This is a genomic window from Actinophytocola sp. (assembly GCF_036378875.1).
GTDB lineage: Bacteria > Actinomycetota > Actinomycetes > Mycobacteriales > Pseudonocardiaceae > Actinophytocola.
On sequence record NZ_DASUVO010000116.1, the window covers coordinates 1 to 24,485 of the forward strand.

A 24,485-nucleotide genomic window follows, 5' to 3' on the forward strand; every position below is an offset into this window, starting at 1 on the left:
GCACACCGGCCGCCGGCGACAGTCAGCTCTGTAGGCCGCTGAGGATTTCCGCGAGCAGTGCCGGGTCGATGTTGCCGCCGGACACGAGCGCGACCGTCCGGCCCTTCGGCAGGTCGGCGTGCAGGTAGGCGGCCGTGGTCACCGCGCCGCTCGGCTCCGCGACCTGCTGTGACCGCGTGGCGAGCACGCCGATCGCCTCCCTGATCTGGTCTTCGGACACCGTGACCATGTCGTCGACGAGCTTCGTGATGTGCGCGAAGGTCAGCTCGGACGGGGTGGAGCGCAGGCCGTCGGCGATGGTCCTGGCCCGGTCGTCGGTCGACCAGTCGGGCAGATGGTGGTGCCGGAAGCCGTCCGTGGTGTCCCCGGCCAGCTCCGGCTCGACGCCGATGACCCGCGCGTTCGGCGCCTTCGCCTTGATCGCGGTGGCGATGCCGGCGATCAGCCCGCCGCCGCTGACCGGCACGAGCACGACCTCGACGTCCGGCAGGTCGGCGGCGATCTCCAGGCCGATGGTGCCCTGCCCGGCGATGACGTCCGGGTGGTCGAACGGCGGCACGAGCGTGCCGCCCTCCTTCTCGACGATCTCGTGCGCCGCCGACTCGCGGTCGGCTGGCGGTACGACCACGACCTTCGCCCCGTGGCGGGCGGTCGCGTCGATCTTCACCTGCGGGGTGTTGGTGGTCACCACGATCGTCGCCGGAACGCCGTACAGCTTCGCGGTGTAGGCGACCGCCTGTGCGTGGTTGCCGCTGGAGTAGGCGACGACCCCGTGCGAGCGGACGTCCTCGGGAATCCGCGCGACGGCGTTGGCCGCGCCGCGGATCTTGAACGCGCCGATGGGTTGGAGCTGCTCCGGCTTGAGCCACAGGGGCCGGTCGTCGTCGGCCCAAAGGCATGGCACCAAAGGAGTTCGCACCACACTGGCGCTGGTTCTCGCCGCTGCCGCTTCGATGTCGTCGATCGTGATCAGTTGCACGGTAACCAGTATGCACTGTCCATAGTGGACTGTGTTACTGCTCACGATTGGCCAACCGGTGGAGTGTGTAACCCGTCGTAGGCGTTGGTACTAATGATATTTCCGTACGTAGACAAAGGATCATGAGCGAAAACAACGACGACACGGACAGAGTTCGGCTCAGTCAGATTTTCGCGGGTGCGCTGGCCGCGGTGACGGCTGCGCTGATCGGGTCAACAATGGGCGTCGGGGGGACCGTCCTGGGCGCAGGTCTGGCCAGTGTGATCTCGACGGTCGGCGGCACGGTGTACCTGCGGTCGATCAGGCGGACCACCGAGAGTGTGCGCACGGTGCACGCGAAGGTCGTCGGCAAGTCCGGCGGGTCGACCGTGCTGGTCACCTCGGAGGACCCGGACGCGGCACCTGGCGCGGAGGTCGAGGCGGACACGTCGGACGAGCCCACCCCGGAGGAACCGGCGGATCGGCCCCCGACGGCCACCCGGCGGCGCTGGGCGGTGCTCGCGGCGAGCACGCTGGCGGCGTTCGCGCTGGGCATGGTGGTCGTGACCGGTGTGGAGTGGCTGCGAGGGGAGTCGCTGTCGGGTAGCGAGGGCACCACCTTCAGCAGCATCGTGGCCCCGCAGAACACCGGTGACCGTGACGAGAACCCGTCTGACCACCCGACCACGTCGACGACGACCCCGACGACCACGACGCCGGAACCGACGAGCACGACGACCGATCCGACCACCACGACGACGACCCCGCCGAGCGAGTCGAGCACCACGACGACGACCACGACGACACCGCCGGTGACGACCACCACCGACGAGGCGGTCCCCGGCGGCACCATCCCACCGTCAAACTAACTCTCTGTATCTGAACAGTCGCTCGCAATGGCAACTGTTGTCCCCGAACGGACGATGTTCCAACCACTGCGAGTGCACATAGTTTCGAGAAGGTCATCCAACGGATGGCATGCCCTCTGTGATTGCCCGGGAGCGGACCTACCCCTGCTTGCTCCCGGGTCCCCTGCTAACCAGACGAGGGAGCAACTCGAAATGACAAGCACTACCGTGGTGCGGCTGGGCAGCGCCGCACTACTGGCAGCCGGCATGGCGCTGGCGTTCACGGCACCCGCGAACGCGGCACCTGTTGAGTCCACCAGCAGCCAGATCCAGGCAGCACTCCAGCGGGACCTCGGCCTGAACCCGCAGCAGGCCGAAGTCCGCTTCCAGCAGGAGCGGGTTGCCTTCTCGAAGGAGAAGACCCTCCGTATCGCCCTCGGCGGCGACTACGCCGGCAGCCAGTTCGACGCCACGTCCGGCAAGCTCATGGTGTTCGTCTCGGACGCCAGCCGCGCTGCCGACGTGACGGCGGCCGGCGCGCTGGCCACCGTCGTCGAGCACAGTGCGGCCGAGCTGGACGCCGTCTCGTCGACGCTGGCCAAGGGCACCGCCAGCATGCCGAAGTCCGTCGCCGGTTGGTACACCGACCTCGCGGACAACACGGTCGTCGTCGAAGCCACCAGCAGTGACGCGGCCACCTGGGCGAAGAGCCTCGGCGCGAACGTGCGAATCGACAAGGTCGCCGAGCTGCCGCAGACGTACTGGAACATCATCGGTGGGCAGGCCATCACGAGAAGCGGTTCCCGCTGCTCGGCCGGCTTCAACGCCCGCACCTCGGGCGGCACCCGCTACGTGATCACCGCCGGGCACTGCACCAGCGGTGGCGGCACGTGGAGCGGTCCGGGCGGCACGATCGGTGCGGCCTCCGGCTCGTCCTTCCCGGGCAACGACTACGGCCGCATCACCGCCAGCTCCAGCGCGGCCGTGCAGACGGGTCTCGTCGACCGGTACAGCTCGGGCAGCGACGTCCGGGTCACCGGCTCCTCCAACGGCAGCGTCGGCGCTGCTGTCTGCCGGTCCGGTTCCACGACCGGTTGGCGCTGCAACTCCATCACCGCGCTGAACGCGACCGTGCAGTACGCGCAGGGCTCGGTGTCCGGCCTGATCCGCACGAACGTGTGCGCGGAGCCGGGTGACTCCGGCGGCTCGCTCGTGACCAACGGCACGTCCACGGTCACGGCTCTGGGTCTGACCTCCGGTGGTTCGGGCAACTGCTCCTCCGGCGGCACGACCTTCTTCCAGCCGGTCAACGAGGCACTGAGCGCCTACGGCGCCTCGCTGGTCACTGGCTGACCCTTCTGGGTCCATGCCAGCGGACGGGCTGAACCCTGCCAGCCCGTCCGCTGGTTCTCACCGCAATGCCCTGAGGGTGCCCCATGGGACGTTCAGCGTCCTGAAGGGCACCTTCAGGGCATTGCCGCTGTCAGCCGGGCCGCCGCGGCGCGGGGGTCTTCCGCCTCCGTGATCGCGCGGACCACCACCACTCGCGTCGCGCCCGCGGCCAGGACCTCCGGCAAACGCGCCTCGTCGATGCCGCCGATCGCGAACCATGGGCGGTCGGTGCCGGTCGCGGCCGTGGCGCGGACCAGGTCGAGGCCCGGGGCCGGGCGGCCCGGCTTGGTCGGTGTCGGCCAGCACGGGCCCGCGCAGAAGTAGTCCACGCCCGGCTCGACCGCCGCCGCCGACGCCTGGGACACGTCGTGGGTCGAGCGGCCGATCACGACGTCGTCGCCGAGGATCTTGCGGGCCCACTCGACCGGCAGGTCGTCCTGGCCGAGGTGCAGCACGTCCGCGCCGGCGGCCAGTGCCACGTCAGCGCGGTCGTTCACCGACAGCAGCGCCCCGTGCCGGGCGCACGCCTCCGCCAGCACGCCGAGCGCCGCGAGCTCGTCCCGCGCCTCGATCCCCTTCTCCCGCAGCTGGATCACGTCCACGCCGCCCGCCAGCGCCGCGTCCGCGAACTCCGCCAGGTCGGGGCGGTTTCCCGTGCACAAGTACAGCCGGGCTTCCGATAGTCGGCGGCGAATCCGGTCTCCGTCTAGTCCAGGCACCCGTTCACGCTATACGGTGGAAGTGGTCCGCACGGGAGTCCAGAGGACTGGGCTGAGAGGGGATCTGCCGATCCCGACCGTCGAACCTGATCCGGATCATGCCGGCGCAGGGAGCGTGAATGCCATGAAAGTGGTTGTCGTAGGCGGCGGAGTCATCGGCCTTTCCGTCGCGTGGCGGCTCGCCACCGAGCACGACGTGACGCTGGTCGACCCGGCGCCCGGCCGTGGCGCGTCGTGGGTGGCGGGCGGCATGCTCGCGCCGGTGACCGAGTCGTGGCCTGGCGAGGAGGACCTGCTCGACCTGGGCAGCGCGTCGCTCGACTCGTGGCCCGCGTTCGCCGCCGGGCTGGGGATCAGCCTGCACACCGCCGGCACGATCGTGGCCGCGGTGGACGCCGCGGACGCCGCGCAACTCGACGTCCTCGCCGACTTCCTCGCCGCACGCGGACGAGACGTGGACCGGCTCACCGGCCGCGAGCTGCGCCGCGTGGAGCCGACCATCAGCTTCCGTGTCCGAAGTGGACTGATGGTCCCTGGCGACCTGGCCGTGGACAACCGGGAGCTGTTGCGGGCTTTGCATTCCAGTGCCGAGGCGGCGGGTGTCGGGTTCGTACGCGAACCCGTCCGCGCGGTGCGGCGGGAGGCGGTGGACCTGGGCGGTACCACGTTGCGCTGCGACGTCGCCGTCATCGCCGCCGGCGCGTGGAGCAGCGGTCTGCACCCGGCGCTGGCGTCCGCGGTGTACCCGGTGAAAGGCGAGATCCTGCGGCTGCGGGCCCGGCCGAACGCGTTGCCGCCGCCGGCGCACACGGTGCGCGCGCTGGTCGAGTCGCGCCCGGTCTACCTGGTACCGAGGGAAGGCGACGAGTTGGTCGTCGGCGCGACGCAGTACGAGGCAGGCTTCGACGACGAGGTGACCGCCGGTGGCGTCCGTGACCTGCTCATGTACGCCGAAACCGTGTTGCCGGGCATCACCGAGTACGGCCTGGCGGAGTGCGCGGCCGGGCTGCGGGCCGGGAGCCGGGACAACCTGCCGCTGATCGGCTGGCTGGAACCGGGTGTGCTGGTCGCGGCGGGACACCACCGCAACGGCCTGCTGCTGGCCCCGATCACCGCGGACGCGGTGGCCGCGTTCGTGTCCGGCGCGGCACCCCCACCGGTCGTGCGGGTCGCGGACCCCGCCCGCCTGAAGCAAAGGACGAGTTGATGTTCATCCAGGTCAACGGTTCGGAACGGGACGTGCCGGACGGCGCGACGGTGACGGAGATGCTGGCGGCGCTCGGCGTGCCGGCACGAGGCGTCGCGGTGGCCGTCGACGGCACCGTGATCGCGAGGACCAACCACGACCAGACGGTGGTGCCGGACGGCGCCGACGTCGAGGTACTGACCGCGGTGCAGGGAGGCTGACATGGACGACCCACTGGTCATCGGAGACCGGCAGTACAACTCGCGCCTGATCACGGGCACGGGCGGCGCGACGAACCTCGCCGTGCTGGAACGCGCGCTGAAGGCGTCGGGCACGGAGCTGACGACGGTGTCGATCAGGCGCGTCGACACGGCCGGCGGCACCGGAGTGCTGGAAGTGTTGGAACGACTCGGCATCGACCCGCTCCCGAACACGGCAGGATGCCGAACAGCGGCCGAGGCCGTGCTCACCGCCCGCATGGCCCGCGAGGCACTGGGCACGTCGTGGGTGAAGCTGGAGGTCGTGGCCGACGACCGAACCCTCCTACCGGACCCGGTGGAGTTGCTGGAAGCCGCGGCAACACTGATCGACGACGGCTTCACGGTTCTCCCGTACACCAACGACGACCCGGTGCTGGCCCTGCGGCTGGAGGAACTGGGCTGTGCCGCGGTGATGCCACTCGGTTCCCCGATCGGCACCGGCCTCGGCATCCGCAACCCGCACAACATCGAACTGATCGTCGCGCGGGCGAACGTGCCGGTGATCCTGGACGCGGGCATCGGCACGGCCTCGGACGCGACACTGGTCATGGAACTGGGCTGCTCAGCGGTACTGCTGGCCACCGCGGTAACCCGCGCGACAGACCCAGAAGCCATGGCGACGGCCATGCGCCACGGCGTCATCGCGGGCCGCCTGGCCCACGGGGCGGGCCGCGTGCCCCAACGTTTCTGGGCACAGGCTTCGAGTCCGCCGCGCTGAAAGTGGTTTGTCAGCCCGGTGTCGGCTGGATAGCGTCGCCGCTCGTGACTTCGATGCTGCGTACCGAGCGCCTGCTACTCGAGCGTTACGTCCCTGAGGACGAGGACGCCTTCGTCGCCTTGTTCCAGGACACAAGGGTTTCCCGCTGGATGGGCGACGGCCCTTCGTCCGAGGTGGACGACCGAGCGCTGTTCGGACGCATCTTCACGAAGGTCTACGCGCAGAACCTGTTCGACGTCTGGGCCGTTCGCCGCGACGGTCGTCTGGTCGGCCACGCCGAGATCAAGCGGACCGACGAGGTTCAAGGTTACGAGATCATCTACGCCCTGTCTCCCGAGGTATGGGGATCCGGTCTTGGTCGCGAACTGGCGGAGGCGATCGTCACCTACGGGTTCGACACCCTCGGGCTGTCCGAGGTACACGCCACCGTGGCCACGGCGAACAAGGCCTCACTGGCGCTGCTGGACAAGCTCGGCTTCGAGCACGTCCGGGACATCACCGAGGACGACGGCAGTACGACCCAGGTACTGACCCGCTACCTGGTGCCAGCCACGACCGTCAGGCCGGTGGGCAGGAAGAACCGGTAACCGGACAACGAGCCGCGTCGTACGGATCGGTGAGAGTCTCGATCAGTTCGCGGTGATCAGACCAGTCGTGACGAAGCCAGGTGTCTTCGATGACGATCACATGCTGGTCGATGACATGTGAAAGGTACTCACGCGGCACGGTGAACCGATCTCGTCGAGGTACTCGCGTCGGTGGCGCATCGAACCCGGGACCGATGGCGAGGCCCACTTTTCTCCGGGACGGGTAAGCACTGTGCACTCTTCGGGCTATGCCGGTGATGGGATGGTTGGGGCGCTTGGCGGAGGGCACGAACGTCACCGCATGCCATGCATACGAAACAGGTTTGTGGCGCTCCCCGTAGGGTGTTGCAGAAGATGGCTCCAACATCCGCGTAGAGACGGCTGATCAGCCGCATGGCGACGGGGTCGGCCGCGAACCTGTTGGCTGGCATTTGTCCTGTCAGCTCTTCGTTGCCGCCGCGAGCAGTTCGTCCACTGTGTCTGGGCCGGCCGCGATGTCCTCGACCAGGGCCATGATCTCCGCGGTACTGCGCGCGACGTGCACACCCGGATGGCCCAGCAACTCCTTGGGCCACTTGTTCGCGGCGATGACGAGATCGGTGAAGATCACCGGCCGACCGTGCCCGACCGCCTTACGAGCCTGGATTCGGGCCCCGCTGTGCTCACCGGCTTCCACCACGACCGTGGCACGCCCGAATCCTGACATCACGGCGTTGCGCATGGGAAAGGAGTGCTTCGTCGGGGGCGCGTCGGGCCAGAACTGTGAGACCACGAGCCCTTCGCGCGCGATGCGTGCCTGAAGTTCTCTGTTCTCCGCCGGGTAGGACTGGGTGATACCGGTTCCGATCACCGCGACCGTGCGACCGCCCGCGTCCAGGGCCGCCTGGTGAGCGGCGGTGTCGACGCCTCTGGCCAATCCGGAGATACCGTGAGCCGGCGTTCCACGAGACCGGTGGCCACTGCTCGGGCGATCTCGAGTCCCTGCGCCGACGCCTGCCGGGAACCGACGACCGACACGCCGACCTCGTCAGCCAGCAACTCTCCACTGTGGAACAACACTGGCGGCATCTCGTGGATCTCGCGAAGCTGTGCGGGATACTGGTCATCCCGGAACGTGAGGAAGCCGAGATCCGCCGAACGCCAGTCGGCTACGTTACGTGCCGCCTCGGTGAGCGCGGTGCCATCGGTGTCGTCGAAGAGACCAGCGGGGTGCAGTTCGTCCCAGAACGCACGGGCGCTGTCCCTGGCCGAGACCTCGGCCGTGATGTCCGTCCAGGTCAGTTTGGAGGGACGGGTTCGCAGCAACGCGACCAGCGCCGCGCGCTCGTCGTCGTCCCACATCCGCTCCACACGGGCCAGACTAACGGCACCGTCGAGCCAGGGTTGGGTCCGCCAACCGCGCGTCCTGGCCCAACTGGTATCGACCATGGGTTCGATAATAGCAGTGGTTATTGTTCGTCGAGACATGACGAACTGGAGGGTTGCCTGGTGGCAGAAGGACCGATTGACCTGATCCGCCTGGAGGGCGAGGGGAACAGCGTCATCCTCCGGATCACCGGGAAGGAAAGTATTCAGACGGGGTCTGAGGTCCTGGTCGGCGAGGTCCTGGTCGACACGGCCTTCGTGCGTGGCAGCCAGCGGACCTGGGTGTTCGCGGAGGATCTGTGGGAGTGGCGGGACGCGCTGGACGGGCTCGACGCCGGGCACGAGATCGCGTGGCGGGAGTACACCCGCGCACCCGAGATGTTCATCGAGCGGGACCAGGATCAGGAACGGGCGAACGTCACGATCAAGGACCACTCGATGTCCATGACGACCGTGACGGTGACCGTGTCCATGGCCGACTCGTGGTTCGACGACGCCTACGAGCGGCTGGACCTGGTCATGAAGACGTGGCCTCTGGGGAAGAACTAGCGGCGCGAAGTTCCGCCACCTCGGCGCGCAGTGCCCGGACCTCCTCCAGCAGCAGGGCGTCCGAGCGGGCCTGTGCCTGCGCGTTGCGTTCCTCGGCCTCCGCGAGGTCGGCCGTCACCTGGTCCTCCATGCCGCTCACCACGACCGCGATGAACAGGTTCAGCACGGCGAAGCTCGACACCAGGATGTAGAGCACGAAGAAGATCCACGCCAGCGGCGCCTGCGCCATCACGTCCCGGGCGACGTCCGGCCACGCCTCGCCGGTCATGATCTGGAACAGCGTGAACAGCGACGTGCCGAGGTCGCCGAAGTAGACCGGGGCGATGGCGCCGAACAGCTTCGTCGCCATCACGCCAGCCACGAAGATCACCAGGGCCAGCAGCGACGCCACCGAGGCCATGCCCGGCACCGCCGCGAGCAGCCCGGACACCACGCGCCGCATCGACGGCACCGCCGACACCAGGCGCAGCACCCGCAGGACCCGCAGTGTCCGCAGCACCGAAAGCGGGCCGGTCGCCGGCACCACCGCGATGCCCACCACCAGCAGGTCGAACACGTTCCACGGGTCGCGGAAGAACCGCCAGCCGTGCCCGTAGAACCGCAGGGCCAGCTCCGCGACGAACACGGCCAGCGCCAACCGGTCGAGCGCGTGCAGCAGCCCGCCGTACGAGTCCATCAGGCGCGGCGAGGTCTCCAGTCCCAGCGTCACCGCGTTGCACACGATCAGCACGATCACGAACCGCTGGAAGGACCTGCGCTCGACCAGCTCCCGCGCCTTGGCCCTCATGCGCGTTCCTTCTGCTGCTCCTTCAGCTCCGCGACCTCTTGCCGCAGCGCACGCAGTTCGGTGAGGAGCAGCTGGTCGGACGCGGCCTGGTCCGCCGCGTGCTGCTCCTCCGCCTCGACCAGGTCAGAAGTCACCGACTTCTCCATCCCGTTCACGATCACCGCGATGAACAGGTTGAGCACCGCGAAGCTCGAGATCAGGATGTAGATCACGAAGAAGATCCACGCAAGTGGAGCGGTCGCCATCACCTCGCGTGCGACGTCCGGCCACGCCTCGCCGGTCATCGTCTGGAACAGGGTGAACAGCGTGGTGCCGAGGTCGCCGAAGTACTTCGGTGAGATGTCGCCGAACAGCTTCGTCGCCATCACCGCGGCAACGTAGATGATCAACGAGAGCAGCGCGCCGATCGACGCCATCCCCGGCACCGCGGCCAGGAACCCGGACACCACGCGCCGCATCGCCGGCACGGCCGAGATCAGCCGCAGCACCCGCAGGATCCGCAGCGAGCGCAGCACCGAGAACGGCCCGGTCGCCGGGATCAGCGAGATGCCGACGATGAGGAAGTCGAAGACGTTCCACGGGTCGCGGAAGAACCGCCAGCCGTACGCGTACAGGCGTAACGCCAGCTCGACGACGAAGATCGCGAGCATCACCCGGTCGGCGGCATGGAGCAGGCCGCCGAAGTCCCGCATCATCCTGTCGGACGTTTCGAGGCCGAGCGTGGTCGCGTTGACCACGATCACCCAGATGATGAACTGCTGGAAACGCCTGTGCTCTACCAGCGCGTGTACTCGTTCCCGGGAGGTCACAGCAACAGAGCGTAAACGCCGAGGTGGCTACGGCTAGCCCTTTTGGTCGAAGGTGGGCAACGTCTCCTCGCTGGGTAACCGCCAGAACGCGCTCACCGGGCCAACCCCGCTGCCGAGCGGATACGCGTGCGCGACGGCGTTGGTGACGAACTCCTTGCCGAACCGCACGGCGTCCGGCACCGACGCGCCCCTGGCCAGCGCGGACGTGATGGCCGACGCCATCGTGTCGCCGCCGCCATGGGTGTGTTTGGTGTCGATGCGCCTGGCCGGTAGCTCGAGGAACGTCTCGCCGTCGTAGAGCACGTCGACGCAGTCCGGGGCGTCGTGCAGGTGGCCGCCCTTGACCAGTGCCCACTGTGGACCGAGTGCGTGCAGTGCCATCGCGGCCTCCCGTGAGTCCGCATAGGACCGGACGGTGATGCCGGTCAGCAGCCGCACCTCGTCGAGGTTCGGCGTGACCAGCGTGGCGCGGGGGAACAGCTCGGTGCGCAGCGCGTCCAGTGCGTTGTCCAGCAGCAGCTGGTCGCCGTGCATGGACGCGGCCACCGGGTCCACGACGAACGGGACCGTGCCGTCGCGTCCGATGTGGACCCGGTCGCAGGCCTTGGCGACCGCCTCGATGATCTCCGCGGTGGCGAGCATGCCGGTTTTCGCCGCCAGCACACCGATGTCGTCGGCGACCGCCTCGATCTGGGCGGCCACGATCTCGGGCGGGATCACCGAAACCCCGCTGACGCCAAGGGAGTTCTGCACGGTGACCGCGGTGACGGCGGTCATCCCGTGCACCCCGCAGGCGAAGAACGTGCGGAGGTCGGCCTGCAGCCCCGCACCACCGCCGGAGTCGGATCCGGCGATGGTGAGGACGCGGGGTGGCGTGTTCACTTGTCGACTACCGGGAGGTACACCTGCCGGCCGTGCTCGTGGAACCGTTCGGACATCTCGGCCATGCCCTCCTCGATCGCCGCCATGTCGGTCAGCCCGTGCTCCTCAGCGTACTTGCGCACGTCCTGGGTGATCCGCATGGAGCAGAACTTCGGCCCGCACATCGAGCAGAAGTGCGCGGTCTTCGCCGGTTCCGCGGGCAGCGTCTCGTCGTGGAAGTCACGCGCGGTGTCCGGGTCGAGCGCCAGGTTGAACTGGTCGGTCCACCGGAACTCGAACCGTGCCTTGGACAGCGCGTCGTCCCACTCCTGGGCGCGCGGGTGCCCCTTGGCGAGGTCCGCCGAGTGCGCGGCGATCTTGTAGGTGATCACCCCGGTCTTCACGTCGTCCCGGTTGGGCAGGCCGAGGTGCTCCTTCGGCGTGACGTAGCAGAGCATCGCGGTGCCAAGCCAGCCGATCTGCGCCGCGCCGATGGCGGAGGTGATGTGGTCGTACGCCGGCGCGATGTCCGTCGCGAGTGGACCGAGCGTGTAGAACGGCGCCTCACCGCAGAGTTCCTCCTCCAGGCGCACGTTCTCGGCGATCTTGTGCATGGGCACGTGCCCTGGCCCCTCGATCATCACCTGGACGTCGTGCTCGCGGGCGATGTGCGTCAGCTCGCCCAGCGTGCGGAGCTCCGCGAACTGGGCCGCGTCGTTGGCGTCCGCGATCGAGCCCGGCCGCAGCCCGTCGCCGAGCGAGAACGTCACGTCGTAGGCACGCAGGATCTCGCACAGCTCGACGAAGTTGGTGTACAGGAAGGACTCCCGGTGGTGCGCGAGACACCAGGCCGCCATGATCGAGCCGCCGCGCGACACGATGCCCGTGACCCGCTTCGCCGTCAGGGGGACGTAACGCAGCAGCACGCCGGCGTGGACGGTCATGTAGTCCACACCCTGTTCGCACTGTTCGATCACGGTGTCGCGGTAGGCCTCCCAGGAGAGCTTCGCCGGGTCACCGCCGACCTTCTCCAGTGCCTGGTAGATCGGCACGGTGCCGATCGGCACGGACCCGTTGCGCAGGATCCACTCGCGTGTCTCGTGAATCCGCTTGCCCGTCGACAGGTCCATGACGGTGTCGGCGCCCCACCGCGTGGCCCACACCATCTTGTCCACCTCGTCCTCAATGGACGATGACACGGCGGAGTTGCCGATATTGGCGTTGATCTTGACGAGGAACTTCTTGCCGATGATCGCCGGCTCGACCTCGGGATGCTTGCGGTTGACCGGAATCACCGCCCGACCGATGGCCACCTCGTCCCGCACGAACTCCGGCTCGACGCCCTCCCGAGCGGCGACGAACCGCATCTCCTTGGTGATGATCCCGGCTTTGGCGTACGCCAGCTGGGAAACCGCGCCGTTCACGGGTTCCCGTTCGTCGATCCAGGCCTGCCGGAGCTTCGGCAGTCCACTGTAGACGTCGATGGTGACGTCGTCGTCCGTGTACGGCCCCGAGGTGTCGTAGAGGTCGAGGTGCTCACCGTTGGTCAGGTCGACGCGGCGAAACGGCACCCTGATCCCGTCGACCTCGCGATACACCTTGCGCGAACCGGTGATCGGCCCGGTGGTGACGCTGGGACGCACGGAACGGTCGTCGAGTGCGGTCATGATTCGTTCTCCCTACGCCGGCATTACCCGGTCAGGTTCAGGCGGTCGGCAGAACCGGGTCCGTGACTGGACACCATCTGCCCTCTCAGCCCGCCAAAGCGCGAGCTCCCGCGTTGATTGAGTTGTGCAACGCCCTTCGACCATAACCAGCCGCGCCGCGCGCTGCCAAGGGCGAGATCTGGACTGCGGCAGTACGGTGCTTGGGTGAGTTGGAGGGCGGACCGACCTGAGGCGGTGAAACCCTGCGCGACCTGTGGTGAGCTGCTCGGCCGCGGTTACCCGTCGTGCCAGGGTTGCGCCGAGGTCGTCGACCGCCCGCTGCGCGCCGAATGGGCGGACCTGCCAGACCAGGACCCAATTCTGGTGGCGGACGCCCCACCCGGCGAGTACCGGTGGACGTGCGTGGACTGGGCACTGCGACAGCTGCGCTGCGACGGGTGCGGCGGCGAGCTGGCCGCGGGCGCACCGCAGTGCGTCGGCTGCGCGGCGGCGGACGCGGCCCGCTGGGAGGTGCCGGCACTCACGTCGAACGAGCACGCGCTGCGCACCGCGGTGGTGGTGCTGCGTGCCCCGTCCTGGCGGCGCGAGTCGGTCGTGTCGACGTGGCGGCTGGTGCTGCCGTTCGTGCTGACCGGGGCCGTGGTGCCGGCCGCCGAGCTGCGGGAGATCAGGGCCCTGGTGCTGGCCGGCAGGTACGACGAGTTGGCGGAGCTGGAGGCGTTGCCGCTGACCGTGCCGCTGCTGCCGTGGCGCAGGTCAACGGTCGATCGCGAGCCGGACGCCTAGCCCGATCAGCACGGCGCCGGTGACCCGTTCGAGCTTCGTCTGGTGCCGCCGCAGCCAGCCGATGATCCTGCCGAGCAGGGCGGCGATGATCAGGTACCAGAGGGTGTCGATCAGCACCCACACGGCGGCGAGCGTGAGCAGCACCCATTGTTCCGAGCCGGCCGGCACGAACTGCGGCAGGAACGAGACGGCGAAGACGGCGAGCTTGGGGTTGGCGAGGTTGACGAGCAGCCCGGCACGGAACCCGCCGGCCGGAGTGGCTTCCGTACCGTCGGTCGGTTTGTGGAGAAGCGCCCGCACCCCGAACCAGAGTAGGACGACCACACCGGCGACCCGCAACACCTGATAGGCCACCTCGGACGCGACGAGCAGCACGGACAACCCGAGCCCAGCCGCCACGGCCCAGAACGCGACCCCACTCTCGAGCCCGGCGACGGTCGCGAGCGCGGCCCGCCGCCCACCCCGGACGGACTGCTTGACGAGCATGGCCGTACCAACCCCGGGCACGATCGCGAGCAGGAACGAGGCGAGCAGGAAGGCAGCGAAACCAGCAGTCGTCACGGACGCATCCTGCCCGCCGGGAACCCCGAACCCAACCGACTTACCGCGAGCCCAGGGCCGATGTCTCGAGGGCATCCGGGCACGACCTACGGCAGCTTGACCGTGACCTTGAGGCCGCCGTGGTCGCCGGGGGCGGCGGACACCGTGCCGTTGTGGGCGGTGACGATCGAGCGGACGATCGACATGCCAAGGCCGGCGCCGTCGCGTTGGTTGGTGCGTTCGGCGGTGAGGCGGCGGAAGGGTTCCCACAGCGCGGGCACCGTTTCGGCCGGTACCTGTTGTCCGGTGTTGTGGATCGACAGTGTCGGTTCGGCGGCGACCACGACCTCGATGGCGCCGCCCGGCACGTTGTACTTGATCGCGTTGTGGACCAGGTTGCTCACCATGCGGTCGAGCAGCACGGGGTCGCCGGACACGGTGCGGGCCACCATGCCGCGGTGCAGTGTCACCTGGTTCTTCTCGGCCTGTTCGGCGAACTTGTCCAGCACCTCGCCGACGAGCGTGTCGAACCGCACCGGCTCGGTGCCCGGCAGCCCACGGTCGCTCTCCGCGAGGACGAGCAGACCTTCGATGAGCCGCTCGTTGCGTTCGTTCACCGCGAGCAGTTGGGCCGCGAGCCGGGACATGTCCTGCTCGCCCGTCACCATGGCCACCTCGACCAGGGTTCGCTGCACGGCGAGGGGAGTGCGCAGCTCGTGCGACGCGTTCGACGCGAACCGGCGCTGACCCTCGTAGCCCGTCGCCACCCTGTTGAGCATCTCGTCGAGCGCGTCGGCCAGCTCGCGGACCTCGTCGCGCGGGCCGCGGTACCGGATGCGCTGTCCCAGGTTCTGCGGGCCCAGCTGCCACACGATGTCGGTCATGGCCGTGATCGGACGCACGATGCCCCGCGCCACCAGGCGAAAGAGCCAGAAGAGCAGCACGGCGCCGACGAGTAGGCCTGCTCCCACCAGCCACTGGCTGGTTCCCGTCCACGGATCGCATTGCGTCGATGTTGTGTCGATGCCGTTCACGTACGTGCACAGGGCGTAGTTCCGGAAGACCGACAGCCACCAGTCACGGAAGAGCGACCGGCCGAACGCCATCACCGTCGCGCCGCCCGCGAAGCTGAGCGCGCACACGAGGATCACCCGCCCGCGCAGTGACCACTGGATCATGAGCCGAAACGGTAGCCGGCACTGGGCACGGTGTGGATCAGCGGTGGGTCACCCAGCTTGCGCCGCAACGTCATCACCGCCATCCGCACCGCGTTGGTGAACGGGTCGGCGTGCTCGTCCCACGCCTTCTCCAGCAGGTCCTCCGCGCTGACCACCCGGCCCGCGTTGCGCATCAGCACCTCCAGCACGGCGAACTCCTTGGGCGACAACGAAAGCGGCTGGCCGTCGCGGGTCACGTGCCGTCGCGGGCCGTCCAGCAGCACGCCCTCGTGGTCCAGCAGCGGAGGCAGGGCGGACACCGCGCGCCGCGACAGCGCGTGCACGCGCGCGACCAGCTCGGCGAACGCGAACGGCTTGGTCAGGTAGTCGTCGGCGCCCAGCCCGAGACCCTCGACCCGGTCGCGAATGCTCGCCGCCGCGGTCAGCATGATCACCCGGGTTTCCCGGCCGGCCGCCACGATCTGCCGGCACACCTCGTCACCGTGGACCTTGGGCAGGTCCCGGTCCAGGACCACCACGTCGTAGGAGTTCACCGTGGCCCGCTCGACGGCCGCGTCGCCGTCGTAGCAGACGTCCACCGCGAACCCCAGGTGACGCAGGCCCGACACGAGCGTGTCCGCGAGCAACCGCTCGTCCTCCGCGATCAGTATGCGCATCAGAAACCCCCGCGCGAATGCTAGCCATGCCGCGTATGGATCAGATAAACGTCGCGCTTAGGCCGCCGCTAGCTGCGGTTTTGTACTTCTTTCCGCATGCGCAAGATTGGTCTTGTCGTGCTGAACGCCGCTGTCCTGGCGTGGTTCGTCGTGCCGGAGCGGCTTCGCATCGACCTGGACGTCTACCGGTTGGGCGCCGATGTGTGGCTGTCCGGAGGAGACCTCTACGGCCTCCTGCCACCCACGATCATCGGCAAGCACCTGCCGTTCACGTACCCGCCGATTTCCGCGGTGCTGTTCACGCCGTTCACGTTCCCGCCGCACCCGGTGGCCGGGGTCCTGCTCACGGTGCTGTCCGTCGCGGCGCTCGCGCTCGTGCTGGTGGTCGTGACGCGGTCGCTCGACCTGAAGCCCGCGCTCGTCGCCGTGCTGCTGCCGGCCGCGCTGCTGCTGGATCCCGTGCGCGTGACCCTCTACTTCGGACAGATCAACCTGCTGCTGATGGCGCTGGTCGTCCTGGACTGCCTCCTGCCGCGGACGCGCTGGCCCCGTGGCGTGCTGGTCGGGCTGGCGGCCGCGATCAAGCTGACGCCCGCCGCGTTCGTGCTGTTCTTCCTGCTGCGTGGGGATCGCCGGGCCGCGGTGACCGCGATGGTCTCGTTCGTCGGCGTCAGCGCGATCGGGTTCCTGCTCAACCCGTCCGGTTCGGTGAAGTACTGGACCAGCACCGTGTTCAACCCCAACCGCATCGGCAAGGTCGCCGACGAGGCGAACCAGTCGATCAACGGCGTGCTGACCAGGCTCGGGATCGAGCGGGGCTGGCCGTGGTTGTTGCTGGTGGTCGCGGTGATCGCCGCAGGCGCGGTGGCCGTGAAGCTGGCCCCGCACCCGGTGGAGGCCTTGGGGCTCAACGCTTTGGTGGTGTTGCTGGTCTCGCCGGTCTCGTGGTCACACCACTGGGTGTGGTGCGTGCCGATCCTGCTGGCCGTGTGGCGGATCCAGCCACTGGTCGCGGCGGCCGGCGCGGTGGCGTTCTACCTGTCCCCGCACTGGTGGTGGGACTCCGACGACGGCTTGACCGTGCTCACACTGACGGTCGGCAACGTCTACGTGTGGTGCGCGGTGTTCGTGTTCTGGTCAGCTCACCGTCAGTTCCGTCGGACGCGCGTAGACGTCCACCATCGCGCCGTTGCGTAGCACCGTCACCGCCAGGTCGGTGCCGATGACCTCGGCGAACAGCTTGCGCTGGATGCCCTGAGCGTCGTGGACCTGCTCACGGGCGACCGTCAGCACGAGGTCGCCCTTCCGCAGCCCGGCCCGTTCCGCGGGCCCGCCCGGCACGACCTCGATCACCCGCAGCCCGGCCCGCTGCCCGGTGCGTGCCGCGACGTCGTCCGGCAGCGGCGCGGGCACGCCGACCACGCCGAGGTACGCCCGCCGCACCCGGCCTTCCACCAGCAGCGTGTCGATGATCCGCCGGGTCGTCTCGTTGATCGGCACCGCCAGGCCGAGGCCGAAGCCGGCGACGGCCGTGTTGATGCCGACGACGCGGCCGCGTGAGTCCGCGAGGGCGCCACCCGAGTTGCCCGGGTTCAGCGCGGCGTCGGTCTGGATCACGTCCTCGATCACGCGCTGCGCCTGCCCGCGAGTCACGGGGAGTGACCGGCCGAGCGCGCTCACCACACCGGCGGTGACCGAGCCGGCCAGCCCCAGCGGGGAACCGACCGCGACGACCAGCTGGCCGACGACCAGGTCGTCAGCGTCGCCGAGTGTGGCGGGTTCGGGGGTGTCGGCCGCCCGCAGCACCGCGAGGTCCGACAGCGGGTCGACGCCGATGACCCGGAACGGCGACTCCTCGCCGTCGGAAAACGTTGCCTCGCCGTGGTTCGCGGAGCCGACCACGTGCGCGTTCGTCAGCAGGTGCCCCTGTTCGGTGAACACCACGGCCGACCCACTGCCGCGGCGCATCGCCACGCTCGCCACATGGGGCGTCAACATCTTCGCCACCGCGCTCACTGTGCGCGAGTAGGCGTCCAGCTCCTCGGCCATCGCACTCACCGCCAATTACACCGTTGCACCCACTACAAGTGTGCGGTCGTGCGGTTTAGTTCCGCGTTCGCCGTGAGCGGACTGTTACTCGGCTTCCTCAGCCGCGGGGTCCCAGGAGAGCCCCGGCTTGCCCCAGCCGTTGCGCTTGAGCATCCGCTTCGCATCCTTGGCGTTGCGGCCGACGAGCCGGTTCAGGTACAGCAGCCCGTCGAGGTGGTCGGTCTCGTGCTGCAGGCAGCGCGCGAAGTAACCGGTGCCCTCGACCTCGATCGGCTCACCGTCGAGGTCCTGACCGGTGACCTTCGCCCAGTCGGCGCGACCGGTGGGGAACGACTCGCCAGGCGCGGACAGGCACCCTTCCAGGTCGTCGTCCGGGTCCGGCATCGTCTCGGGCCGCTCGGACGTCTCGAGGATCGGGTTGACGACCACGCCGCGGTGCCGCACGCCCTCGTCGTCCGGGCAGTCGTACACGAACACGCGGAGGTCGACGCCGATCTGGTTCGCCGCGAGCCCGACCCCGTTGGCGGCCGCCATGGTCTCGAACATGTCGTCGACGAGGGTGCGAAGCTCGTCGTCGAAGGCCTCGACCTTGCGGACCGGGTTGTGCAGCACGGGGTCGCCGGCGATCCGGATCGGGTGAACTGCCATGCGCGGAACCTTAGCCAACCGGTGCGTTGTCACGACGAGGGCGGCGGTAGCGTGATTGAATGACACGGGGAAATCACAGCCATGTGATTCCTTTCCGGACCGACCTGGTGGCGAGGAGCCAGATGGACGCCGCGGAGTTGCCGGCAGAGCCAGCGCCGGCTGTGTCGTCGACTGGGGAGCTCACTCAGCGGGAGCGCGAGATCCTGGCGTTCGAGCGGCAATGGTGGAAGGCCGCGGGTTCGAAGGACCAGGCCATCCGCGAACTGTTCGACATGTCGCCGACGCGCTACTACCAGGTCGTGAACCGCCTGATCGACAAGAGCGCGGCACTGGAGGCGGAACCGATGCTGGTCCTGCGGTTACGCAGGTTGCGGACCGGGCGCCACCGCGCGCGGTCCGCGCCGAGGCTGGGTGCCGAGCGGCAATGACCTCACCCGAGAGCGGTTCGCCACGTCCCGGCCGGATCGCCGGCGTCGCGCTGCTGGGCCTGGCCGCGGTCGCCCTGGTGATCGGCCTGATCACCGCCCTCGGCGGCAACGGCGACGACCAGGCCGGCGGCGATAACGAACCCCCAGCCACGTCCTCGTCCACCTCGTCGACTGCGACGTCCGGGTCCTCCCGGCCTGGCACGACGTCCAGCCGCCCGCCGTCGTCGAACACGTCCTCCGTGCCCGCCCCGAGCACGTCGACGACGACCACCACCAAGACCGGCCAGACCCCGCCGTCGGGCGACGGCAACGGCGAACCGACGAAGACGATCCCCGTGCGGGTCTACAACAACAGCACGATCAAGGGACTGGCCGCCCGCGCGGCGGACGACCTACGCGCCGACGGCTGGCAGGTCACCGACGTGAGCAACTACCCGTTCGGCATCATCCCGACGACCACCGTCTACTACCGGCCAGGCACCGACGAGGAAGCCGCGGCCAAACAGATCAGCGCCGCGTTCGGCATGCGCACGGAGGCCCGGTTCGATGGCATCAAGGACGCCCCGGCTGGCCTGATCGTGATCGTGACCAACGACTACGGCAACGCGGACGGCGGCGGCAAGAACGAGGGCTGAAGCGCTGCTCCCGGGCCCGCCGAGGTCTGCCACGAGCGGTGTCCCGAACGACGCGCTCATGTCGTTGAACGTCCACAACGCGCCGTTCGAGACACGGGCGTGCGGCCTCCGGCCCCCGATTTCCAGCCTAGCCGCGACCACCGACACTCGCGGCCGCTCAAGATCCGTCCCGGGCGGGTTGTCCACAGCGGATCCGGTTGTCCACAGGAAGGCAAGCAGGGCACCAAAAGTGTCGGCACCGTGCCGTAGCGTGGAACCGGGGGCCGGAGGCCACACCGCCGGTTCAGCGGGACCGCGCGTACGCCTCCAGCGCGGCGAGTTGCGCCGGGTCCAGGCTGGCGCGGACCGACTCGCGGGCCTTCGTGACGTGGGTGGCCGTGACCTCCCGCGCCTCCAGCGACTCGCGCATCGCCGTCAGTGCCGCCTCCCGCACCAGGGCGGCGCAGTCCGCGGCCGAGTAGCCCTCCAGAGTCTCCGCCAGTGCCGCGAGGTCCACATCGGACGCCAGCGGGGTGTTCTTCGCCGCCGCCTTCAGGACTTCCGTTCTCGCCGAGGCGTCCGGGGGCGGCACGTACACCAGCCGCTCCAGCCGGCCCGGCCGCAGTAGCGCGGGGTCGATCAGCTCCGGGCGGTTCGTCGCGCCCAGCACCACCACGTCCCGCATCGGCTCCACGCCGTCCAGTTCCGTGAGCAGTGCGGCCACCACCCGGTCCGCCACCCCGGAGTCGGACGACTGACCGCGCCGCGGCGCCAGCGCGTCCACCTCGTCCAGGAACACCATTGCCGGCGCCGCCTCCGCCGCGCGGCGGAACAGCTCCCGCACCGCGCGCTCCGACTCGCCGACCCACTTGTCCATCAGCTCGGCACCCTTGACCGCGATCACGTTCAGCCGCCCCGTGCCCGCCAGCGCCCGCACCAGGAACGTCTTGCCGCATCCCGGTGGGCCGTACAACAGAACCCCGCGCGGCGGGTCGACACCCAGGCGCTGGAACGAGTCCGGGTACCGCAGCGGCCACAGCACCGTCTCGGTCAGCGACTGCTTCACGTCGGCCATGTCGCCGACGTCGGCGAGTGTCAGTCCACCGGTCTGCAGGCTGTCCGAAGTGGACATAGAGGTCGGGCGCACGGTGGTCAGCGCGGCCGTCAGGTCCGCGAACGCGATCTTCGGGGCCTCACGCACCGCCGCACGCACGGCCGCTTCCCTGCGCAGGGCCACCAGGTCCGCGGCCACGAAACCCGGGGTCCGCTCGGCGAGCGATCCGAAGTCCACATCGGACTCGACCGGCACGTCGCGGAGCAGCACACGCAGCAACTCCGTGCGGGACTTGGCATCCGGCAGCGGCACCGACACCGCGCGGTCGAGCAGGTCGACGCCACGCACACGCGGGTCGACCGCCTCCGGGTGCGCGGTCGTCGCCACCAGCGCGAAGCTCGGGTTGCGGACCGCCGCGCGCAACGTGTCGATCACCATGGTCGCGAGTGGCGGCGGGTTGGTGGCCGGCAGCAACGCGTCGACGTCCGTGATCAGCAGCACCGCCGGGGTCTGTCCCACCGCCGACCCGACGGCCGCCTGCAACCGCGTCGCCGCCGCGGCCGGTTCCAGCGCGGCCAGTGTCGGCGCCGCGACCTCGACCACCGACGCCTCGATGGAGTGCGCGATCGACCGCACCACCGTGGCCTTGCCGACGCCTTCCGGACCGGTCAACAGCACGCCGAGCTGCGCGGACACCCCGAGCGCGGTCAGCAGCTCCGGCCGCCGGAACGCCAGGTCGAACCATTCGGTCAGCCGGCCGACCGCCTCGGCGGAGCCGATCAGGTCGGTCACCGGTGGCGGCGGCGCCGTCGGCACGGTCACGGGTTCCACGGTCACCGGCTCGGGCGCGGACACCACTTCTGTGCCGCCAGGTCCTGCCAACGCGGCCGCGGCCGCCTCACCGGTGCGCGCGCCGTCCCGCCAACCCACCACTGTGGACGGATGGACGGCCACGGGCCCGGGGGGCTCGCTCCCGGTGATCGTGAGCAGCTCGTTGGTCCACGTCATGCCGATCGCGCGGGACAGCTGTCCACGCACCGCGAACGCGTCGGAACCCGGCGCGGGCGCGAGGTCCTGCGGCAGCAGCGACACCGAGTCGCCGACGGTGAGGATCTTGCCGATCAGCGCCAGTCGCACGGTTTCCGGCGTCAGCGACGCGGCCGCGAGCCGGGAACCGGCGATCGTGAGCGTGCGTGCCGGCGACACGCGTGCCGGCGACAACACGACCTCGCTGCCCTCGGTCACGCCGATGTTCGTCATCGTCAGGTCGTCCAGCAGCGCCACGCCCGGCGGCCCGTCGCCCTCGGCCGCGAGCGCCGCGCTCACCCGCGCGCCGATGAGCTTCACGCCGGCCCACGGCTCCAGCCCGAGCGCGTCGAGCACCTCGGGGTGCAACCGGACCACCCCGCGCCGCGCGTCGAGTGCCGATGGGGACAGCCGGACCGTCAGCGTGATCTCTGGCATGCGGGGGACCTTACTGGTCGTCGCGGCGGCTCGCGGGTGGCCTGGACTGGTTGCGCCGCAAGCCGATGCGCCGCCAGTTGCGTGCCCGACCCAGTGACCGGCGCATTCGTGGCCCGTCCGTCGGCAAGATCACGCCGTGCTCGACGTCCCCGCCACGGCGCGGCCACACCGCACGCGCGGCGCCGGCGACCCGACGCATCCGGGGCGGTCGCAGCCCGAGCCGGCGGCCGGCGCCATGAGCGCGGCGGATCGCCCTGCGCTCCTTCGGCGGCACTTCCCATGCCTCAGGGTGTTTCGCGAGCCAGCGGTGCCGGCGCCAGGCGTACGGCACGTGCAGCAGGTAGATCACGAGCGCGGACGCCAGCGCGATCATCGGGTACGTGATCACCGCGGCGGCGAGCAGGCCGACGAACACCAGGAGCGGCGCGACCGCCTTCGCCGGCACACGGATCGTCTTGAGCGACAGCGTCGGGATGCGACTGATCAGCAACGCGGCGATGCCGACCGTCCACACCATCACCACCACGTCGGAGTTCCACCAGCCGTCCCGGCCGATCTGCAGCGTCAGCACCAGCGGCAGCAGCGCGGCGAGCCCGCCGGCCGGCGCCGGCACGCCGACGAAGAACTCCTTGGCGTACGGCGGTTGTTCGTTGTCCTCCAGCAGCGTGTTGAACCGCGCTAGCCGGAGGATTATGCACACCGCGAACACCAGCGTGACGACCCAGCCGAACCGGTTCCCCTCGAACTGCCACACGTACAGCACGAGTGCCGGCGCCACGCCGAAGGAGATCGCGTCCGCCAACGAGTCCAGCTCGGCGCCCATCTTGCTGGTGGCGTCGAGCAGTCGCGCGATGCGGCCGTCGAGGCTGTCGAGCACGGCGGCGACGGCGATCGCCGCGATGGCCGCCTGCGGCTGCCCGGCCAGCGCGAACTGCACTGCGGACAGGCCGGCGCACATGGCCAGCACGGTGATCGCGTTCGGCAGTACCCGAACGCTGGGGGACCCTCGACCGGCCACTCAGCCCTCCGGCAGTTCGGCCAGCACGGTCTCGCCGCCGATCGTGCGCTGACCTGGCTCGACGAGCACCCGCGAGCCGGCCGGCACGTACACGTCCACGCGTGACCCGAACCGGATCAGCCCATAGGTGTCGCCGGCCTCGACCTTGTCACCCTCCGCGACCTCGCACACGATCCGCCGCGCGATCAGCCCGGCGATCTGCACGACCACGACCTCGGCGCCGTTCTCCGTGGTGAGCAGCAGTGTGTTGCGCTCGTTGTCCTCGCTGGCCTTGTCAAGGTCGGCGGACAGGAACTTTCCCGGCTTGTACACCGCACGGGTGACGAGCCCGGCCACCGGCGAACGCTGCACGTGCACGTCGAACACGGACAGGAAGACGCTGATCCGCAGCCGCTCACCGCTGGGGAGCCCGAGCTCGGGCGGCGGCTCGGCGAGCACGACGTGGGACACGGCCCCGTCCGCGGCGGCCACGACCACCCCGGTCCGGCTTGGCGCGACGCGCTTGGGCTCGCGGAAGAACCACGCGACCGCTCCGGCCAGCAGGAACCCGACCACGCCGAGGCGGCGGGAGAAGCGGCGCAACAAGAACGCGACGGCGGCCGCCCCGAGCGCGAACGGCCGTCCCGCCGGGTGCATGGGCGGCACGACGCTCCTGGTCAGCGCGATGATGTGGGCAAGTCGGCCGGAGTCAGGGGAGTTATGGGATTCGGTCATCAACCGGGACATTCCTCGCAACGGGTGCGTGTCAACTTGCGCACCACGCTACGCCCGTAGCGGACGGTGACCCATGGGGGATGCTCAGGAACGAGGACGATGCGTAGCGAGGCCGGGGGTCCGGGGGGCGAAGCCCGCCGGGCGGGGTCTGGGGGTTGCACCCCCGGAAAACACGCGGAGCGAGATGGTTCGCGTGTTCTGCGGACACAGCTCGCCGGGGAGCGCAGCGAGGCCGGCTGGCCGTGCACCCCCCGACGGACGTGCACGCGCCAGCCGGCACTGGCACACGAGGAGTGTATGCACGGGCACGAGGTGTGAGCAATAGCACGCCGTGGGCGAACGGCTACCGACGGTTGCGAGCCGCGAGGCCCTGGATCAGCCGGAGTACCAGCAGCAACACGACGGCGCCGACGGCCGCGACGCCCATGCTCGGGAAGTCGAAGTCCCATGTCTTCTGCTGTCCGGTGGCGGCCCGGTAGAGCAGCCCACCGAGTGCGGCGCCGACTACGCCGACGAGGATGCTGACCAGGCAACCCTGGCGCTGGCGGTAGCGCCCGCCGACCACGACGTTGGCCACCCACCCGACGATGGCGCCGAAGACGATCCACGCGATGAATCCCACGGGCGCGA

At 69.6% G+C, this 24,485-nt stretch carries 26 protein-coding genes, 1 pseudogene and 1 riboswitch; of the genes and pseudogenes, 11 read left to right on the forward strand and 16 right to left on the reverse strand.

Annotated features, from left to right (window positions below; translation table 11 throughout):
• Positions 1 to 22 precede the first annotated feature (22 nt).
• A complete protein-coding gene (locus VF106_RS33910; RefSeq protein WP_330844009.1) occupies positions 23 to 979 on the reverse strand; it encodes a threonine ammonia-lyase in 957 nt (318 codons plus the stop codon).
• A gap of 122 nt (positions 980 to 1,101) precedes the next feature.
• Between VF106_RS33910 and VF106_RS33915 the strand changes: the two genes are divergently transcribed.
• On the forward strand, positions 1,102 to 1,827 hold the full coding sequence (locus VF106_RS33915; protein ID WP_330844010.1) for a hypothetical protein: 726 nt from the start codon (positions 1,102 to 1,104) through the stop codon (positions 1,825 to 1,827).
• Positions 1,828 to 2,019: 192 nt separating this feature from the next.
• Complete coding sequence (locus VF106_RS33920) at positions 2,020 to 3,159, forward strand: S1 family peptidase (protein ID WP_330844011.1); 1,140 nt, start codon at positions 2,020 to 2,022, stop codon at positions 3,157 to 3,159.
• A 113-nt stretch (positions 3,160 to 3,272) separates the two neighbouring features.
• Here VF106_RS33920 and thiE read toward each other — a convergent pair whose 3' ends face one another.
• On the reverse strand, positions 3,273 to 3,917 hold the full coding sequence (gene thiE, locus VF106_RS33925) for a thiamine phosphate synthase (protein WP_330844012.1): 645 nt from the start codon (positions 3,915 to 3,917) through the stop codon (positions 3,273 to 3,275).
• 21 nt (positions 3,918 to 3,938) lie between these two features.
• Positions 3,939 to 4,047, forward strand: a riboswitch (TPP riboswitch).
• Here thiE and thiO point away from each other — a divergent pair.
• The 4 genes from thiO to VF106_RS33945 all read left to right on the forward strand — a co-directional run bounded on the left by thiO (position 4,042) and on the right by VF106_RS33945 (position 6,668).
• On the forward strand, positions 4,042 to 5,124 hold the full coding sequence (gene thiO / locus VF106_RS33930) for a glycine oxidase ThiO (protein ID WP_330844013.1): 1,083 nt from the start codon (positions 4,042 to 4,044) through the stop codon (positions 5,122 to 5,124). Its footprint overlaps the riboswitch before it by 6 nt.
• Positions 5,124 to 5,324, forward strand: coding sequence for a sulfur carrier protein ThiS (gene thiS / locus VF106_RS33935; protein WP_330844014.1), 201 nt, complete (start codon positions 5,124 to 5,126; stop codon positions 5,322 to 5,324). The genes thiO and thiS overlap by 1 nt, the downstream gene beginning before the upstream one ends.
• A gap of 1 nt (position 5,325) precedes the next feature.
• Positions 5,326 to 6,081, forward strand: a complete 756-nt coding sequence (locus VF106_RS33940; protein WP_330844015.1) for a thiazole synthase — start codon at positions 5,326 to 5,328, stop codon at positions 6,079 to 6,081.
• A 53-nt stretch (positions 6,082 to 6,134) separates the two neighbouring features.
• Entirely contained in the window at positions 6,135 to 6,668 is a 534-nt protein-coding gene (locus VF106_RS33945) for a GNAT family N-acetyltransferase (protein WP_330844069.1), read from the forward strand.
• 439 nt (positions 6,669 to 7,107) lie between these two features.
• Here the strand turns inward: VF106_RS33945 and VF106_RS33950 are convergent.
• Positions 7,108 to 8,135 (reverse strand): annotated as a pseudogene (locus tag VF106_RS33950) (DNA-processing protein DprA).
• 21 nt (positions 8,136 to 8,156) lie between these two features.
• Here VF106_RS33950 and VF106_RS33955 point away from each other — a divergent pair.
• On the forward strand, positions 8,157 to 8,582 hold the full coding sequence (locus VF106_RS33955) for a DUF5959 family protein (protein ID WP_330844016.1): 426 nt from the start codon (positions 8,157 to 8,159) through the stop codon (positions 8,580 to 8,582).
• On the opposite strand, the gene VF106_RS33960 is transcribed toward VF106_RS33955, so the two are convergent.
• From VF106_RS33960 to thiC, 4 genes are read right to left on the reverse strand one after another with little or no spacing between them, the layout of a single operon-like run.
• The gene (locus tag VF106_RS33960) at positions 8,551 to 9,369 is read right to left on the reverse strand and encodes an ion transporter (RefSeq protein ID WP_330844017.1); all 819 of its coding nucleotides are present in this window, start codon (positions 9,367 to 9,369) and stop codon (positions 8,551 to 8,553) included. The two genes, VF106_RS33955 and VF106_RS33960, sit on opposite strands and share 32 nt — an antisense overlap.
• On the reverse strand, positions 9,366 to 10,178 hold the full coding sequence (locus VF106_RS33965; RefSeq protein WP_330844018.1) for an ion transporter: 813 nt from the start codon (positions 10,176 to 10,178) through the stop codon (positions 9,366 to 9,368). Before VF106_RS33965 ends, VF106_RS33960 begins: the two co-directional genes overlap by 4 nt.
• A 33-nt stretch (positions 10,179 to 10,211) precedes the next feature.
• The gene (gene thiD / locus VF106_RS33970; protein ID WP_330844019.1) at positions 10,212 to 11,060 is read right to left on the reverse strand and encodes a bifunctional hydroxymethylpyrimidine kinase/phosphomethylpyrimidine kinase; all 849 of its coding nucleotides are present in this window, start codon (positions 11,058 to 11,060) and stop codon (positions 10,212 to 10,214) included.
• Positions 11,057 to 12,706 (reverse strand): phosphomethylpyrimidine synthase ThiC, encoded by a 1,650-nt coding sequence (gene thiC / locus VF106_RS33975; RefSeq protein WP_330844020.1) that lies wholly within the window; start codon positions 12,704 to 12,706, stop codon positions 11,057 to 11,059. Before thiC ends, thiD begins: the two co-directional genes overlap by 4 nt.
• Positions 12,707 to 12,910: 204 nt before the next feature.
• On the opposite strand from thiC, the gene VF106_RS33980 reads away from it, so the two are divergent.
• Positions 12,911 to 13,492 carry a hypothetical protein gene (locus VF106_RS33980; protein WP_330844021.1) on the forward strand — a complete coding sequence of 194 codons (582 nt, stop codon included), beginning with the start codon at positions 12,911 to 12,913 and terminating at the stop codon, positions 13,490 to 13,492.
• Here VF106_RS33980 and VF106_RS33985 read toward each other — a convergent pair.
• From VF106_RS33985 to VF106_RS33995, 3 genes are all read right to left on the reverse strand, one after another.
• Entirely contained in the window at positions 13,463 to 14,053 is a 591-nt protein-coding gene (locus VF106_RS33985; protein ID WP_330844022.1) for a LysE family translocator, read from the reverse strand. The genes VF106_RS33980 and VF106_RS33985 overlap by 30 nt on opposite strands.
• A gap of 86 nt (positions 14,054 to 14,139) precedes the next feature.
• Positions 14,140 to 15,210, reverse strand: a complete 1,071-nt coding sequence (locus VF106_RS33990) for a sensor histidine kinase (protein ID WP_330844023.1) — start codon at positions 15,208 to 15,210, stop codon at positions 14,140 to 14,142.
• Positions 15,207 to 15,866 carry a response regulator transcription factor gene (locus tag VF106_RS33995; protein ID WP_330844024.1) on the reverse strand — a complete coding sequence of 220 codons (660 nt, stop codon included), beginning with the start codon at positions 15,864 to 15,866 and terminating at the stop codon, positions 15,207 to 15,209. Before VF106_RS33995 ends, VF106_RS33990 begins: the two co-directional genes overlap by 4 nt.
• A gap of 96 nt (positions 15,867 to 15,962) precedes the next feature.
• Here VF106_RS33995 and VF106_RS34000 point away from each other — a divergent pair, with 96 nt between their 5' ends.
• Complete coding sequence (locus VF106_RS34000; protein ID WP_330844025.1) at positions 15,963 to 17,063, forward strand: glycosyltransferase 87 family protein; 1,101 nt, start codon at positions 15,963 to 15,965, stop codon at positions 17,061 to 17,063.
• Here VF106_RS34000 and VF106_RS34005 read toward each other — a convergent pair.
• Complete coding sequence (locus tag VF106_RS34005) at positions 17,004 to 17,915, reverse strand: S1C family serine protease (protein ID WP_330844026.1); 912 nt, start codon at positions 17,913 to 17,915, stop codon at positions 17,004 to 17,006. The two genes, VF106_RS34000 and VF106_RS34005, sit on opposite strands and share 60 nt — an antisense overlap.
• Before the next feature lie 84 nt (positions 17,916 to 17,999).
• The gene (locus VF106_RS34010; RefSeq protein ID WP_330844027.1) at positions 18,000 to 18,563 is read right to left on the reverse strand and encodes a peptide deformylase; all 564 of its coding nucleotides are present in this window, start codon (positions 18,561 to 18,563) and stop codon (positions 18,000 to 18,002) included.
• Positions 18,564 to 18,685: 122 nt separating this feature from the next.
• Between VF106_RS34010 and VF106_RS34015 the strand changes: the two genes are divergently transcribed.
• Positions 18,686 to 18,991 carry a DUF3263 domain-containing protein gene (locus tag VF106_RS34015; protein WP_330844070.1) on the forward strand — a complete coding sequence of 102 codons (306 nt, stop codon included), beginning with the start codon at positions 18,686 to 18,688 and terminating at the stop codon, positions 18,989 to 18,991.
• On the forward strand, positions 18,988 to 19,626 hold the full coding sequence (locus VF106_RS34020; RefSeq protein ID WP_330844028.1) for a LytR C-terminal domain-containing protein: 639 nt from the start codon (positions 18,988 to 18,990) through the stop codon (positions 19,624 to 19,626). Before VF106_RS34015 ends, VF106_RS34020 begins: the two co-directional genes overlap by 4 nt.
• Before the next feature lie 283 nt (positions 19,627 to 19,909).
• On the opposite strand, the gene VF106_RS34025 is transcribed toward VF106_RS34020, so the two are convergent.
• The 4 genes from VF106_RS34025 to VF106_RS34040 form a co-directional block, all read right to left on the reverse strand.
• A complete protein-coding gene (locus VF106_RS34025) occupies positions 19,910 to 22,123 on the reverse strand; it encodes an AAA family ATPase (protein WP_330844029.1) in 2,214 nt (737 codons plus the stop codon).
• Between the two features lie 10 nt (positions 22,124 to 22,133).
• Positions 22,134 to 23,081: a CDP-diacylglycerol--serine O-phosphatidyltransferase gene (pssA, locus tag VF106_RS34030; protein WP_414639123.1), complete on the reverse strand. Its 948-nt coding sequence runs from the start codon at positions 23,079 to 23,081 to the stop codon at positions 22,134 to 22,136.
• A 60-nt stretch (positions 23,082 to 23,141) separates the two neighbouring features.
• Entirely contained in the window at positions 23,142 to 23,855 is a 714-nt protein-coding gene (locus VF106_RS34035) for a phosphatidylserine decarboxylase (RefSeq protein ID WP_330844031.1), read from the reverse strand.
• Positions 23,856 to 24,198: 343 nt separating this feature from the next.
• The gene (locus tag VF106_RS34040; RefSeq protein ID WP_330844032.1) at positions 24,199 to 24,477 is read right to left on the reverse strand and encodes a GlsB/YeaQ/YmgE family stress response membrane protein; all 279 of its coding nucleotides are present in this window, start codon (positions 24,475 to 24,477) and stop codon (positions 24,199 to 24,201) included.
• Between the last annotated feature and the right edge of the window lie 8 nt (positions 24,478 to 24,485).